This is a genomic window from Microcoleus sp. K4-B3 (genome assembly GCF_036704615.1).
Classification (GTDB): domain Bacteria; phylum Cyanobacteriota; class Cyanobacteriia; order Cyanobacteriales; family Microcoleaceae; genus Microcoleus.
The window spans coordinates 15,300-29,552 of the sequence record NZ_JAUBSF010000023.1; the positions used below are offsets into that span (position 1 = coordinate 15,300).

Here is a 14,253-nt window from a genome sequence, read left to right on the forward strand (position 1 = left end):
AATGTATGAGTACGAACATCCTTGACAACATCGACCCGCAGACACTGGGGGAACTTCTTCAGCAGGCACGTAAAAAGTGCGGTATGAATCAGTCTGATGCAGCTAAAGTCATCGATGCTGCACGCACTACTATGGTGGCGATCGAAAAAGGAGAGCGCCGCCTTAAAGCAACTGAACTAATTAAGCTTGCCCGTGCGTATGGGCGCTCCGTTAGTGAATTCGTTCGAGCTCGTCCAGTGGTTCAACCTTTCGAGATGCAATTCCGGGCAGCCTATCAGCGCAGTGAGGGGGAAGAGGTACAGATTGAACCAGCAATTCTGCAGCTAGAGGAGTTGTGTCGGAATTACCTAGAGCTTGAAGAGATTATGTCCGCACCACTTCCCCAGAACTATCCTCCTGAGGAGGAGGTGACGAATATGCCACTCAAGGCTGTGGCGGAAAGCATAGCGATTGCGGAGCGTCAGCGGCTTGGGCTTGGAGATAGTCCTATTTCACGGCTGCGCGACATTCTAGAGCAGGATGTGGGACTTCGCATCTTTTATCTAAAGATGCCACCAAAATACTCAGGGATTTACACCTACGATGAACGACTTGGCGGTTGCATAGCAATCAATGCTAATCATCCAGAGGAGCGGCGGCGTTGGTCGCTGGCTCACGAATACCTTCACTTTCTCGTACATCGGCGAAAAGCTGTGTTGGAATTTGAAGGTCAGTATCAGCGAGTTCCAGAGAGCGAACGACTAGCCGAAACCTTTCCTAAATATTTCCTTATGCCCACTAGCGGCTTGCTCAAGCGGTTCAAAGATATGTCTGGCATACATAACAAGTTCACTCCAACTCATCTATTCACTCTGGCTCATTACTATGGTGTATCCGTAGAAGCGCTTGCTTATAGGTTAGAAGAAATGGAGCTTTTGCCGGCTGGAACTTGGGAGCGATTGCGCGATCGTGGGTTGAAAGTAAGAAAGGTACAACAGGACCTTGGCTTAGAGGACATCCCACAGCGCACTGATACTATCCCTCTCCACTATCAGCATCTGGCGATCGAGGCGTTGGATCAAGGACTGATTACAGAGAGTCGCTTTTCTGATTTCTTAAACGTCGATCGCCTGGAGGCGCGCCGCATTGCAGAAACATTGCGAGAACATTCAAGCGGAATGATGGAGGAAGCTTCTCATTTTGACCTGATTAATATGCAGGAGTAATGGGAGAGTCAATTTATGCACATTGTTCGCTCCCACCTTATTCTTGATGCCTGCTGCGTTCTAAACTTTTGTGCTTCGGGTCAATTACTGGGAATTTTGAAGTCTATTCCTGTTCGGGTTGCAGTTACTCAGGTTGTTCGAGAGCAGGAGTTAAAAACACTCCAGCGTCTTGAGGGCGAAGAAAATGATGGTGCGTCTCAATTCGAGGCAGCGATCGCACAAAATCTACTTATAACCGTGGATTTTGAGTCGGAAGAAGAGGCAGAATCATTTGTGAATTACGCCACTATTTTAGATGACGGCGAGTCAGCGACTGGCGCCATCGCAGTTCACCGACAATGGGCAATGGCGACCGATGATAAACGAGCGATATCGTTTTTTGGGAACGAGACACGAAAGCTTGAGGTTTTATCAACCCTAGAGATAGTTAAGCATTGGTCAGAGGAAGCAGGTGTAGATTCGCAAACACTACGCGATGTACTGAATTTAATTCGAGTTAAGGGGCGATATATGCCACCTCAAAGCCACCCTTTGCATAGTTGGTGGGAAACTGCGAGGCAGTGAGGCTGAAAGTTTAAGCTGAGCATTAGTTAAAGGGTCATAGGAAAGAATTAAGGTGAAGGCGATGGAGTTTTTGATTAACTGCAGATTAACCCAGATAAAGAGAGCGATCGCACTTTTCCCCAACCTTTCCAGAATCCCAGGCCACACGCCCGTAACACGATCGCAGGTACGATCGCCTATAATCGAAACTAGCCCAACTCTCATCAGTTGAGAAACCGCCATGAGTCAAGACAAGGAAGAAATTAGCTATTCAGAGAAAACAGAACGTCTCAGAGTAATCGGTCAGTTTATCAAAACTGTCACACCGATGATTTGGACGATCGTAATTCTAGTAGTCATCATTCCCCTATTAGGTAACTTTCTAATTTCCCAGTCACTAACAAATACCGGAACCACAGCAGTTGTAGTCTCGCCCCCACACGATTTTAGCAAAGTCAACCAAGACGTTAAAAACGCTATCCAACAATCCCATACAACAGCCGAAACTTTCGCATCTAAAGAGTTGGACAAATGGGAAACTGAAGTAATCGCGCGGGTTGACAACAGTTTCCTCGATTGGTACTTTGATTACTTCAATCAAAAAAAGATGGAGTTTACCGTACCTTTTAATTTTGTGAAATCTGCCGTACTCAACAGATTTGATATGACAGCAGCATCGCGTGCTGTTTCCGAAAAATTAACCGAGGACTTTCAAAGAGAATTTGCTAACCGCGTGCTGGTTCCCAAAAACGCTCAACTGCGATTTCAATTAATCACTCAAGATACTGCTAATTTGTACATATCAGAAGTTAGCAAGAACGTGAAAGTAGTTCAAAACAATTATAATATACCGCAAGTACAGTGGGACAAATATCTGAACGATATTGCCACCACAATTAGCGACAAAGGAAACGTCTCGAATTTATCATTAAAAGTATTAGTTGGCGGTAGCGGTTACTTGGTTGCTAAACCCTTAATTTTGGGAGTCGCAGCTAAAGTTGGTAGTAAAGTTACCGCCAAAGTTGCAAGCAAAGCCGCCGCCAAAGTTGCCACAAAAACAGGCGGTACAGTTGCTAGTCAGTTGGGAGTAAGTTTAATCGACCCTATTGTTGGCATCGGGATTATCATTTGGGATTTGTGGGATTACAATCACACAGTCAAAGTAGAAAGACCGATTTTGCGAGAACACATTGTAGAATACTTGAAAGATGTCAAAAAGTCCCTGCTTACAAATCCTGAAAGCGGAATCATGGCAGCAATTTATCAGTTAGAAAGTGGTCTTCTCAAGTCACTTTAATCATTTAAATCGCGTCTGAATGATGTGTGTAAATCCCCGAAAAGTGGTAAGAGCCACTGCAAGAAGGAAAGGGGATAGACCAGTAGTTAGTGCCAGCAGCGGGCGCTCCGACTCGCTACTGTGCGCGATCGAACACCCGACTGTGGGCGATCGCGCTCATGTAGCAAAAAAAGAGAAAAAAATGAATATTAAACGAGGCAAAAAAAGAGACGATGTTGGGATAAAAAGAAGAGTTGCACCACTTTATTTACCATAAAAAATAGATCCCGAATGGAACATAAAACAAGCTGTTAAACTCATATTACACGAATTTAATTTGCGCTACTTTTAAAAAAGATTAGACGTTGAAACAACTTTTATTGCACACAATCACAGAAAATACTTCGCCGGGAATCACGACTTTAAAATATCGTTAAAAACGAAGCTATTTAACTAAGAAACAGCTCTCCGCATCCAGTGGCTATCTCAACCAGAAAAGCGGAATATATCAAAACTAGAAAAACACTTGATGTTTAACAGAATCTTTCTTGATAGGGGATGGTGCTAGCTATCCTCAAGGTCAAAAAATGCAGCAGCTTGTCAAAAGTAAAACGACGGTAAATTACCGTCCAAATGCCCAATAAATTGTTGTTTATTCGCTTTTTATAGCTCAAAGTAAAATGCTGCATAAAGTAGGAGCATATAAGGTAAGAATCTTCTTATATGCTGTTATTTTATTTCCAGAACTTTAACCTACTTAAGAAATTATTTTAATTTTTACCTTTATAATATTCAAGTTTACTAAGGTGAACAAAATATGATTCTATTGTACAAATGATTTAGAGTGGCTAGAGTTTCTCAGCTTTTGACAGCCCGAAAATAATTTGTTTACAAGTGATGCAGTTTATAGAGAAAGACGAAAAAAGTGTTGCTGTCGATTCTGAGTTTCTGGACTTGTGGCATTTACAGCAGAATAATTTAAAAGCTCCGATTGACAGAGGTAAAGTTGGGAGGGTGCGTTTTACCGATGAATCTCTACGGCGAGGTGTGTACGGAATTGCTTAAGTATTGGACGGAGTTGTTTTAGTTCAACAAGGCATAACTTCTAAGCCGGAAGTTTTGTCGGCTTGGTCGAAATTGCGACAAGAAATCGAACCGTTGATGAAATAGTCGAAAGTCAATGATCGAGTCGGCAGTTGCGATCGCCCCCAGACACTAAAATCAAGTAAAATTGCAAGTATGTGGTCGATCGACCCCCGTTGCTAGACTATATTTGGATTCAAGGTTTGCTATACTCCAGAAATAGACACATATTAACCTTTGGAAAATCAATAGGCCGGAGCTATGACATCCTATGCAACCTCTACAGCAAGAGCCGAGATGAGTGAGATCCGGCGCTTGAAAAATATACTGCCCCCGGAACTCCAAAGTTGGGTAACAGTAGAAAAAACAATAGAAGTTAATCCTACCCTGATCCGGAGCGAAGAAATAGGCAAAGACCAGGTAGAAATCCAAATAGACCTGATCCGCTGGGAACAGCTAGCAATGGATCAGCGCAACCTCCTATTTTGGCACGAAGTCGCCAGAATCCAAAACGACACCATCCCCAGAGATGGTTGGGAAATGGCAGCCCTCGCCATTGGTTTAGGCGGCGCCGTCGGTGAACTTTGGGTGCAAGACGGCTTGCTGTTAATACTGGCCCTATCCCTGTGCGGCGTCTCCGGCTGGAGACTTTACCAAAAAAACAACGGAGAGAAAAGTTTAAAAGAAGCAGTAGACGCAGACGAAAAAGCCCTCGCCCTCGCCACCCGCTTCGGCTACACACTCCCAAACGCCTACAAAAGCCTCGGCAGTGCCTTAAAAACCTTAATCGAGCAAACCTCCAAAAAACAGCAGCGGGCTAAATACGAAGCTCGTCTCCAAGCCCTCAAACGCAACGCAGCGAAAGCCAAAGCCAAAGTCAAACCCATCACCCACGAAACTTCGCAGTCAGAAAACGTCTACAATTCTTAACCTCATCCCCCGACGCTTGGTACGGGGGTTTTCCAGTTAACGGTTAAAGGTTGACTTTCGTGTTAACTGTTAACCGTTAACTGCGGTCGCTATCCCCTGCAACACACGCAGGCGAATTCTTCTTAAGGACAAGATTAATTGGCGTGAATCCACAAAAATCTTGATTCCGATGTCAAAGTTTAGCAGCGGCTGCGTTCAAAAATCTTTCCGCCAAAACTTTGACTCGTAGGCTCAAGTCTATATTTGCCTGTGATATCACGCTCGGCGGCAGAGTTTTCAGGCATTTTTGTAAAGTTTGTATAAAGCTAGCCTTTTGTTAACAACGTTAACAACAATTTAACAACAAAATTTGGTAAAGGTGGAGCTGCTAGGACAGAATAGGCTAAAGACATCAGCTTGAAATTTGAAACTAGGACTTCATGGTCAGTCACACCCCAGAGGCAGATTTTCGGGTTACGTACTTGGACGAGATTCCCTCAGTTCACATACCCGTGCGCTTGAGCGTACTTGAAGCCGTAAACTTCAAGACAACCTGCCAGCAACTTTTCTCTGGAAACACCGTTCCCAGCAAAATTGTCCTAGACTTCAGTCATACGACATTCATCGACAGTAGCGGGATCGGTGCGTTAGTCAGCAATCTGAAATTTGCCAAACAGCGCGGCAGCGACTTGGTGCTCCGAAGCCTCAAGCCGCAGGTGATGGCAGTATTTGCTCTTACCAGCCTAGATCAAGTGCTGACGATCGAGCAGCCCTCTGCAACCTCAACTCCCAGAGAGACAAACCCCTCGGACAATCAGCTACCGATGACCCACCCCTCAGTGCAATCGTGGGTGAAGCGGCTGATAGACATCGTTGGGGCAATAGTCGGTTTGATGATTACAGGAATTTTGCTCGTACCCATAGCAGCAGCTATCACTATCAACGATCCCGGCCCGATATTTTTCGGTCAAACCCGCTGTGGGTGGATGGGCAGACAATTTCGGATTTGGAAATTTCGATCGATGTGTACCAACGCCGAAGCCATGAAAGCCCAAATCAAAAACCAGGCTTCTGGCGCATTTTTCAAAAATGACAACGACCCACGGATTACTAAAGTCGGGCGCATCTTACGCAAAACCAGCCTCGACGAACTGCCGCAGTTTTGGAACGTGCTCAAAGGCGAAATGAGTCTAGTCGGTACTAGACCGCCTACCCCAGACGAAGTTGAGCGTTATGAAGTCCCTCAGTGGCAGCGTTTGGATGTCAAACCTGGGATGACAGGGGAATGGCAAGTCAACGGTCGTTCTCAAGTCCGCGATTTTGAAGATGTCATCCGTTTAGATTTAAAATACCAACAAAACTGGAGCCTGATGTATGATTTGAAACTAATTGTTAAAACCGTAACAGTGCTGTTTAACAAAAATAGTGGCGCTGTGTAGGAACGGTCAAAAACCCACCGCTAAACTTTCAGGTTCTGTTGCCGACGGGTAGCGGGAACTCAAACTCGATACTTACTCAAGCAGACGATAGCTAGCGATACCTACGTTAGCATTAAGTGTTAAAATTCACACGCCCAGAAAATGCACAGCTAGTTGCCAGCTCTGCAATCAGAGCATTAATAATTAGCAATTAGCCAGTTCGAGGTCATACTCGAATGATCCCAGCATGATTTTCGAGGATGAGAAGAACTCACCTGTGTTTAGAAAAGTACCGACTGCTAACACGGTCGAAGCTTAAATCACTGCCTCGCAAGCTGACTCGGGAATTATCCCTATTTAAACGCCCTACCGAGGCGGGTTACAGTATCGGAAGTCTCTCATTTGCTGTGCGAGTAAATGGTGCGAAAGGAATGCTCACCTTGAGGCAAAACGGGCTTCTTCAACTCAAGCTTGACTTAACTAATATGTTGCCAAGACCTTGCCCTCCTTTTTCTCTCCCTCCGGCGCTGAGTACAGCGGTGGTGGGGGCCGACCAGGGGGAAGAAAGATGAAAGACAAGCAACCAAAGGCTGAGCAGCACCTTCAGGTTGAAACAGACCTGAATGCTTTAACATCCGTTTTGGAATGGTTGGAGAATATCGTTTTGCCCCTGCTGCCAGCGGATTTCTGGTGGCAGTGCCGGCTGATAATCAACGAAGGCTTTACAAACGCTGTCCGCCACGCTCACCAGAACTTGCCCCCCGCGACGCCCATAGACATTGAGGTAAAAGTGTTTGCCGATTACTTAGAAATTAGGATTTGGGACAGGGGTCAACCCTTCAACTTAGAAGCAAAGCTGCACTCGATCATGCAAGAGCAGCGCGATCCTTTGGACAGAGAAGGAGAAAGGGGACTGGTGTTCATGTACAAGCTCACAGACGAGCTTCGGTATATCCGTACCGACGATCGCCGAAACTGCCTGGTAATGCGAAAAAATATTACCTGAGGGCGCGATACCCGCCCGGTCAGGGCGGCTTCTTTCGCAAGGAGTGGAAGATCCCCTCGCTCCCCTATTGTCCTACCCGGAACCCAACCACATCCTCTGCAATTCTGCGGGTGCAGGCTCGATGCACGCGGCTGGAGGACAATTTGCTTCAAAATAAATATTATGCGTATTCTAATTTATTCATATAACTACTATCCAGAGCCGATCGGCATTGCCCCCCTGATGACAGAACTAGCGCAAGGCTTAGTCAAGCGGGGCCACCAAGTCCGAGTCGTCACAGGAATGCCCAACTATCCGCAGCGCCGAATTTATCCGCAATATGAGGGCAAATTTTACCTCACCGAACAACACAACGGCGTCACAATTCAGCGCAGCTATCTGCGCGTCAACGGCCCCCACCCCAGCCTCCTAGACCGACTTGTGCTAGACGGCAGTTTTGTCGTCTCCAGCGCCGTCCAAGCCTTCAGAGGCTGGCGTCCCGATGTGATTTTCTCGACAATGCCCCCTTTACCGATTTGCGTCCCAGTCGCCTTTTACGGCTGGATTCGCGCTTGCCCGATCGTCCTCAACGTTCAGGATATCGTCTCAGAAGCAGCCGTGCGCGTCGGCTTGGTCAAAAAAAACGGACTGCTAGTTCGCATTGCTGACGCTTTGGAAAAATTGGCCTACAGCACAGCCAGCCAAGTCAGCGTCATCGACAGCGGTTTTATCAAAAAATTGCACTCTCAGGGAGTACCCCCGGAAAAAATAGTTTGCGTTCCCAATTGGGTTGATGTCAATTTCATTCGGCCCTTACCCAAGGAAAGTAACTCATTTCGAGAAACTCACAAACTCAAGGGCAAATTTGTCGTTCTCTATGCTGGCAATATTGCCCTAACTCAAGGCTTGCAAACAGTTGTCCAAGCAGCGGCTCGTTTGAAACACATAACCGAAATCGCTTTTGTAATTGTGGGGGAATCAACAGCCTTGGCGCGCTTGCAACAAGATTGCGAAACTTACAAAGCTAATAATGTAATGCTGCTACCATTTGAACCGCGAGAAAAATTGCCCGAATTGTTAGCTGCTGCTGATGTTAGTTTAGTCGTACAAAAGCGCCGCGTTACTAACTTCAATATGCCTTCAAAAATTCAAGTAATTCTCGCCAGTGGCAGGGCAATTTTGGCGTCGGTTCCCGAAACTGGTACGGCCCAGAAAGCAGTGCAGCAAAGCGGTGGCGGGGTGGTGGTAGCGCCGGAAGATCCGCAGGCTTTGGCGGAGGCTGTTGAGGATTTGTACTTGCACCCTGCTAAGGTGGATGCGTTGGGCGAGCAAGGCAGAAATTATGCTGTGGAGAATTACGGATTTGAGGAAGCTTTGAATCATTATGAAGCTTTATTTGCGGCGGTGGCAGCGAGTCATGCTGAGAAAATATTGGCGCCTTTGCCAAAATAAGATAAGCGCTTGAAACCGTGCCTACTTAGATTGCCAAAAGATGTTCCTCGCAGTACAGAAATAACGTTGGTTAGTAAGGATTCAGGTATCTGAAACGTAGTCACAGAAGGACTTATAGAATTAAAGCCTTCGCTAAATCAACAGCTTAATTCTCATTCTTGTACGAAACTAAAAGCTTTCAGGGTTTCTTAATAAGAATGGATATTTGATGATTATTCGATCAAATGGTTACACCGTATAGGTTTTACTGCTTTTCACATGACCTGAATCCTTACGTTGGTTAAGATAAATGCAAAAAAAAAAAATACTGATGGTTGAGCCATTTAATTCCCCACTATACGAGAAATGGAACTGTCCCTACCGCCACCCAGAAAGCCCTGACTACCCCGATTAAAAGTAAAATACAGATTACTGAAAAAGACTTTTGACTTCCCGTTACAGCCATTTTGATTAAAAATTTGAGGAATATTTTTTTCTGTTTAATTAAGAAAATAATCATAAAAATTCCCAGAGAAGCTAGCAGCGACTCAACGACAAAATAACCTTTGATGGCACTGACTAAAAATAGAAAAAATGAGATAAGTACCAAAAATAGCAAGTCCATTAGACTAATTGTTCAGGTAGGGACTGTTTTGAATATTCCAGGAGTTACCAGAAACGTATCTCCCAAACAGCCGATCGCCCCCTTCGCCCTTTCCCATCCCAGATATGCCCACAACCCTGTGTGCCCGACACCGCAGCCGATCGAAACAAAACGCTAAAATAGTAGCTCATACAATTTTGGAGTTAATACTTGGCACTTGCACCCGCGCGCGAAAACGTCCTAGCTTGGCTCTGTGAGCGCGTTCCTGCTGCCCGCATCAAACATATCCTCGGAGTCGAACAGGTAGCAGGTGACTTGGCTCGCCATTACGGCCTCGACGAAGCAAAAGCCCGATCGGCAGGACTGTTGCACGATTTGGCAAAATACTTCAAACCTCAACTGCTGCTGCAAATAGCCCAGAAGGAAGGTTTAGAGTTAGACTCAGTGTTGGAAGCACACCCGCATTTGCTGCACGCAGACGCGAGCGCTATCGTCGCTAGAGACGAATTCGGGGTGGTCGATCGAGAAATTTTGGACGCCATCGCCAATCACACCCTCGGCAGACCAAACATGAGCCAGCTCAGTTGTACCGTTTTCATAGCAGATACTATAGAGCCAAGCCGGGGCAACACAGCCCAACTAGAAGCACTGCGCGAGGCAAGCTGGCAAAATCTTTATGCAGCCGTGTGGCAAACTAGCGATTATTCTCTGAAATATTTGCTAGAAACTCGCTGCTACATCCACCCCCGCACCGTACTGACGCGGAATTGGGCGCTGCAAATGGCTCGATCACCGGAAACAGGAAATTCGACGAAGAAGTCGATCAAACAAATCACAAGTTGAAAGTAAAATTCACCAGAAATTCTGTCCTTACTTTTGGCTTCAACCTAACTCCTATTTCCCGTCTCACACTGCCAACAATCGAAAGCGAATAGCGCACCGATTCCCCCTTACCGTATCAATTAGGAACTTAAACACTTAATGTCAGATCTAACCCAACTCGAATACTCCAGGGCCCAGTCTACAGCAACGGACGGCACCTCCTCAGACGAAGCCCGTGGCCTGATCATGACCGTTGCCCAAGCAGCCGATGACCGCAAAGCCGTTGATATTGTATTGCTCCGGGTGTCAGAAGTATGCTACTTGGCAGACTACTTTGCGATCGTCACCGGATTTTCCAACGTGCAGGTACGAGCCATATCCCAAGCAATAGCAGATCAAGTGGAGGAAGAGTGGCAACGCTTGCCACTGCGTACACAAGGCCTATCAGACGCTAGTTGGGTCGTCATGGACTACGGCGACGCGATCATTCACATCTTGAAGCCTCAAGAGCGGGAGTTCTACAATTTAGAAGCGTTCTGGGGACACGCCGAACGCATTGACTTTTCCCCCGCGCCGTGAGGATGGCTAATGTGAAAAACGTTTCTGCTTCTATTTGTCCCGTTCCGCAAGAACAGCGACCGATCAATGAATACCAAGAACTTAAAGAATCCTGGTTTTTTAGCTGGGTAACACTCAATTGGCCCGGATACCTGGCAAAACTAGCTTGGGTGTGGGCTTGGAGTTGCTTGGTATCGGGGCCGATAGCTGCTTCTAGCTTTGCTCCTGTCAAGTATCCAGCTCAGTTTGTCCTCAGCGGTGCCGCAGGTGCCAGTTTTATTCTAGGATTAGCTTTGCTGCGACTCTACTTGGGTTGGTTCTACGTGCGATCGCGCCTTTCAAATCCCACGGTCGTCTACGAAGAGTCTGGCTGGTACGATTGTCAATCTTGGCCTAAAACTCCCGAAGTTTTGCTTCAAGACCAGTTGATTGTCAACTACCAACTAGAACCAATTCTCAGGCGTCTGCGGCAGACATTTTATGGTTTGACAGTATTGCTGGTTGCCGGGGGACTAACTTGGAGTTGTTTGTAATCACCAATGGAAGGGAGTTTTGAGTTTTGAGATTGCCGCCCACAGCCAACAACGCACACGGAGTGCATGAGTGAGAAACGATCGCAGAAAGATTAACTTTATAACCCTTAACTGGCAGCTCGCAACTCATAACTTCCTGAACCCCAATCTAAAATCTAAAATCTAAAATCTAAAATTGATATGACAAGGGGAAAACGAACCCAAGCTCCCGAACTGGAAGTCACATTGCTGCGCGAAGGTATTGTGGAATCGAGGCACCGTGCCCAGGCCGCTGTCTGTGACAACCGCGGCCGCGTTTTGTCGGTTGCTGGTAACTCGGAAACGGCCTCATTTGTCCGTTCTTCACTCAAGCCTTTTCAAGCTTTGGCGGTGACGGCGACTGGGACTTTAGAACGCTACGAATTGACCGATCGAGATTTAGCGATTATTTGCAGTTCCCATCAAGGTACGATCGAGCAATCGCGCCAGGTATTTAACGTCCTGTGGCGCTGCGACATTGACCCCTCTAAACTTCAATGCCCCATTCCCGAAGGCAAAAAGAGCGCCCTCCAATACAACTGTTCCGGCAAACACGCCGGAATGCTGGCTGTCTGCCAGCAACTGCACTGGCCTCTGGACACTTATTTACGCCGCAAACATCCTGTCCAGCAGCTTATTTTGGGCAAAGTGGCTGACTTGCTGGCAATGCCTGCCGAAGAGTTTATCAGTGCTCGTGACGACTGCGGCGCTCCTACCTATCTGTTGCAGTTGGGGCAAATGGCGTCTTTGTACGCTCAGTTAGCCTCCGGCAACAATGTGGATATGGAACGGATTGTCCGCGCTATGACTCATCACCCGATAATGGTTGCTGGTGAGGGCAAATTTGACACAGAACTGATGCGCTTGACTCAAGGGGAATTGGTGAGCAAGTCCGGCGCCGAAGGGGTGCAGTGCATTGGCCGCGTTGGCGAAGGCATGGGCTTGGCAATTAAGGTTACGGATGGAGGAAAGCGCGCTCAATTTGCTGTGGCGATTCACTTGCTCAAGCAGTTGGGGTGGATTACTCCGACGATCGCCGAAACTCTTTCGGAGACTTACCTGACACTCAGCGAGTTCAAGCGCTTGGAGGTAATCGGGGAAGTTTCGATGCTTTAGGGCGATCGAGACTCTGAGCCGATTTCAGCAACCCCTCCCACAATCTCAAAAGTTTTTTTGATTGTGGGGTTGCTATTTTCAGAAAGATATGTTTATATTAGAAAGACAGACAAAGCGACGCGGGATAGAGCAGCCTGGTAGCTCGTCGGGCTCATAACCCGAAGGTCAGTGGTTCAAATCCACTTCCCGCCACCAAATTAAATAAGACAAGCCCCGGCAGCCTAAAAGTTGCTGGGGTTTGTTTTATACCGTCCCTGACCTCTATCTGTAAGAAAAATTAGGACACAGCACTGCTGTGTCCCTACTGGATATTTGTGTTTTATCCAAAGCGAAAAGATCGGACCAATCCTCAACTTCCAGACTTAACCCCATACTTTTCGACGATCGATCGTTTGTGCAAGCTTTATTTGTCAAAAATCTGCAATCCGATATCCATATTTTTCAACTCAGGATTTTAAATTGCTAAATCGGCTGAGCTTCCAGCCAATCAAAAATCAGGTTTAACTGTTCCAGTGTAACTAATCCGTACTGCCACAGAACCATCGGCAGTTGGCTGGCGTCTTGTTCACCGTGTCGGAGAGCAACGGCGATCGCAGAATTCGATATCGCCAACTCCCCCCGCAAATAATCGAGCAGTAGAGCCTTTCCCATCACCTTCACCGCCAGTTTTATACGATATTGTAAAGATATGTAGCTTAGCGGGCTGAATCAGAAGTTTAATATTCCTAATTTTCTGTTGAGAATCGGCGATGTGGTGTGATGGAAACGGGACAAAACTTGTGATAAAACTCATAAAAAAAGGCGATCGCAGTCACAAGAGTTCCGACCATCAAAAATTGGGTTCCGCGATCGCTTGCTTCAAATGAATTAATTTAAAATTGCTAAAGTCCTAGCTGAAGCTGAACTCCCGCTTCTGTGCCACTGTCGGTTTGTTTGGGAGGTAAAGGATTTCCTTGACGCTGGGCGTCCGAAGGAGTAGTGATAAATTCCAATGGCCCATCGATTTTGAGGCGAAATGTGTCGCCCAAGCTTCTTTCCCTTCTAGCAGAATTAGCCGCCGTTTCTGGTTCACCAATCAAGTTTTGGTAGTCCGAGTCTACGGTTCTGTCCTCCACAGTCCTCAACGAGTCCCCAGATAAAGTCGTTTCCGAATTTTGGGGCGCTGGTTGCAGTCTTTGTTGGGCGAGAACCGCCGGGGTCAAACCGATAAAAATTGAACTCAGTCCAAGAGCAGTGCCAAGAGTAGCAATAACTGCGTTCATCATCCATGCCTCCGCTAGTTGCATCCTACTATGCTTATTGTACTCAGCCGGAATTAAGTTGCACTCTATCAAAAGTAGCTGCTTGTGGAGATATCAATTAAAGTTCCGGTAAAACTTATAACTTTGGATAGCGTTATCGGAAAAATACAACTGACGCAGCAATCGGGTTGAAACGCCAAAATACGTCATTTCAGGAATGAGTCAACCAAAAACTCGGTTTGTTTGATTAGCGCACGTCCGGAGTGGAAAAATAGTTAGTGCTGGAGGCACGGGCCGGTATCCACCAGTTTTTTTTTCATGAAAATAGTTCGTTGCAGCAGGCCGAAACGCTAAAAAAAACCCGTTTCAGATACCAGTTTAAAAAAGAATGCAAAAGCAGGCAAATTCTAAACCCTTACAGAATCAGTCTTTCCCAATTGTTTAATTCTTTCATCTCAAATCTATAATAGTATGAGCGTGTAGGGCGATCCCAGGATTAATAGTGCATTCA

General features: G+C 46.4%; 16 protein-coding genes and 1 tRNA gene. 15 read left to right on the forward strand and 2 right to left on the reverse strand.

Going from position 1 to position 14,253, the window contains the following annotated elements; genetic code table 11:
* Positions 1-5 precede the first annotated feature (5 nt).
* From QUA78_RS12895 to QUA78_RS12965, 15 genes are all read left to right on the forward strand, one after another.
* Positions 6-1,205 (forward strand): XRE family transcriptional regulator, encoded by a 1,200-nt coding sequence (locus QUA78_RS12895; protein WP_333398843.1) that lies wholly within the window; start codon positions 6-8, stop codon positions 1,203-1,205.
* Positions 1,206-1,220: 15 nt separating this feature from the next.
* On the forward strand, positions 1,221-1,769 hold the full coding sequence (locus QUA78_RS12900; protein WP_333303713.1) for a hypothetical protein: 549 nt from the start codon (positions 1,221-1,223) through the stop codon (positions 1,767-1,769).
* Positions 1,770-1,989: 220 nt separating this feature from the next.
* Entirely contained in the window at positions 1,990-3,045 is a 1,056-nt protein-coding gene (locus tag QUA78_RS12905; RefSeq protein WP_333303712.1) for a hypothetical protein, read from the forward strand.
* A gap of 43 nt (positions 3,046-3,088) precedes the next feature.
* Positions 3,089-3,301, forward strand: a complete 213-nt coding sequence (locus QUA78_RS12910; RefSeq protein WP_333303710.1) for a hypothetical protein — start codon at positions 3,089-3,091, stop codon at positions 3,299-3,301.
* Positions 3,302-3,918: 617 nt separating this feature from the next.
* Positions 3,919-4,089 carry a hypothetical protein gene (locus QUA78_RS12915; protein ID WP_333398845.1) on the forward strand — a complete coding sequence of 57 codons (171 nt, stop codon included), beginning with the start codon at positions 3,919-3,921 and terminating at the stop codon, positions 4,087-4,089.
* A gap of 279 nt (positions 4,090-4,368) precedes the next feature.
* The gene (locus QUA78_RS12920) at positions 4,369-5,037 is read left to right on the forward strand and encodes a DUF3318 domain-containing protein (RefSeq protein WP_333303708.1); all 669 of its coding nucleotides are present in this window, start codon (positions 4,369-4,371) and stop codon (positions 5,035-5,037) included.
* A gap of 419 nt (positions 5,038-5,456) precedes the next feature.
* Complete coding sequence (locus QUA78_RS12925; RefSeq protein ID WP_333303707.1) at positions 5,457-6,455, forward strand: sugar transferase; 999 nt, start codon at positions 5,457-5,459, stop codon at positions 6,453-6,455.
* A 547-nt stretch (positions 6,456-7,002) separates the two neighbouring features.
* Positions 7,003-7,440 carry an ATP-binding protein gene (locus tag QUA78_RS12930; RefSeq protein ID WP_333303706.1) on the forward strand — a complete coding sequence of 146 codons (438 nt, stop codon included), beginning with the start codon at positions 7,003-7,005 and terminating at the stop codon, positions 7,438-7,440.
* 162 nt (positions 7,441-7,602) lie between these two features.
* The gene (locus tag QUA78_RS12935; protein ID WP_333398846.1) at positions 7,603-8,871 is read left to right on the forward strand and encodes a WcaI family glycosyltransferase; all 1,269 of its coding nucleotides are present in this window, start codon (positions 7,603-7,605) and stop codon (positions 8,869-8,871) included.
* A gap of 548 nt (positions 8,872-9,419) precedes the next feature.
* The gene (locus QUA78_RS12940; RefSeq protein WP_333398848.1) at positions 9,420-9,632 is read left to right on the forward strand and encodes a hypothetical protein; all 213 of its coding nucleotides are present in this window, start codon (positions 9,420-9,422) and stop codon (positions 9,630-9,632) included.
* A 32-nt stretch (positions 9,633-9,664) separates the two neighbouring features.
* Positions 9,665-10,297 (forward strand): bis(5'-nucleosyl)-tetraphosphatase (symmetrical) YqeK, encoded by a 633-nt coding sequence (yqeK, locus tag QUA78_RS12945; protein ID WP_333398849.1) that lies wholly within the window; start codon positions 9,665-9,667, stop codon positions 10,295-10,297.
* A gap of 138 nt (positions 10,298-10,435) precedes the next feature.
* Positions 10,436-10,855, forward strand: coding sequence for a ribosome silencing factor (gene rsfS, locus QUA78_RS12950; protein WP_333398850.1), 420 nt, complete (start codon positions 10,436-10,438; stop codon positions 10,853-10,855).
* 2 nt (positions 10,856-10,857) lie between these two features.
* Positions 10,858-11,367, forward strand: a complete 510-nt coding sequence (locus QUA78_RS12955; protein ID WP_333040353.1) for a CGLD27 family protein — start codon at positions 10,858-10,860, stop codon at positions 11,365-11,367.
* A gap of 180 nt (positions 11,368-11,547) precedes the next feature.
* The gene (locus tag QUA78_RS12960; RefSeq protein ID WP_333398851.1) at positions 11,548-12,501 is read left to right on the forward strand and encodes an asparaginase; all 954 of its coding nucleotides are present in this window, start codon (positions 11,548-11,550) and stop codon (positions 12,499-12,501) included.
* Between the two features lie 118 nt (positions 12,502-12,619).
* Positions 12,620-12,696: transfer RNA gene (locus QUA78_RS12965), tRNA-Met, on the forward strand.
* 267 nt (positions 12,697-12,963) lie between these two features.
* Here QUA78_RS12965 and QUA78_RS12970 read toward each other — a convergent pair.
* Positions 12,964-13,152, reverse strand: a complete 189-nt coding sequence (locus QUA78_RS12970) for a DUF2949 domain-containing protein (RefSeq protein WP_333190865.1) — start codon at positions 13,150-13,152, stop codon at positions 12,964-12,966.
* A 230-nt stretch (positions 13,153-13,382) separates the two neighbouring features.
* Entirely contained in the window at positions 13,383-13,766 is a 384-nt protein-coding gene (locus QUA78_RS12975) for a hypothetical protein (RefSeq protein ID WP_333398852.1), read from the reverse strand.
* Positions 13,767-14,253 lie beyond the last annotated feature (487 nt).

What these genes read in the sequence shown, in the direction of transcription:
- QUA78_RS12935 (WP_333398846.1), top strand. Translation starts at nt 7,603, where the DNA reads ATGCGTATTCTAATTTATTCATATAACTACTATCCAGAGCCGATCGGC.
- QUA78_RS12900 (WP_333303713.1), top strand. Translation starts at nt 1,221, where the DNA reads ATGCACATTGTTCGCTCCCACCTTATTCTTGATGCCTGCTGCGTTCTA.
- QUA78_RS12895 (WP_333398843.1), top strand. Translation starts at nt 6, where the DNA reads ATGAGTACGAACATCCTTGACAACATCGACCCGCAGACACTGGGGGAA.
- QUA78_RS12970 (WP_333190865.1), bottom strand. Translation starts at nt 13,152, where the DNA reads ATGGGAAAGGCTCTACTGCTCGATTATTTGCGGGGGGAGTTGGCGATA.
- QUA78_RS12955 (WP_333040353.1), top strand. Translation starts at nt 10,858, where the DNA reads ATGGCTAATGTGAAAAACGTTTCTGCTTCTATTTGTCCCGTTCCGCAA.
- QUA78_RS12930 (WP_333303706.1), top strand. Translation starts at nt 7,003, where the DNA reads ATGAAAGACAAGCAACCAAAGGCTGAGCAGCACCTTCAGGTTGAAACA.
- QUA78_RS12925 (WP_333303707.1), top strand. Translation starts at nt 5,457, where the DNA reads ATGGTCAGTCACACCCCAGAGGCAGATTTTCGGGTTACGTACTTGGAC.
- QUA78_RS12920 (WP_333303708.1), top strand. Translation starts at nt 4,369, where the DNA reads ATGACATCCTATGCAACCTCTACAGCAAGAGCCGAGATGAGTGAGATC.
- QUA78_RS12960 (WP_333398851.1), top strand. Translation starts at nt 11,548, where the DNA reads ATGACAAGGGGAAAACGAACCCAAGCTCCCGAACTGGAAGTCACATTG.
- QUA78_RS12975 (WP_333398852.1), bottom strand. Translation starts at nt 13,766, where the DNA reads ATGATGAACGCAGTTATTGCTACTCTTGGCACTGCTCTTGGACTGAGT.
- QUA78_RS12905 (WP_333303712.1), top strand. Translation starts at nt 1,990, where the DNA reads ATGAGTCAAGACAAGGAAGAAATTAGCTATTCAGAGAAAACAGAACGT.
- QUA78_RS12940 (WP_333398848.1), top strand. Translation starts at nt 9,420, where the DNA reads ATGGCACTGACTAAAAATAGAAAAAATGAGATAAGTACCAAAAATAGC.
- rsfS (WP_333398850.1), top strand. Translation starts at nt 10,436, where the DNA reads ATGTCAGATCTAACCCAACTCGAATACTCCAGGGCCCAGTCTACAGCA.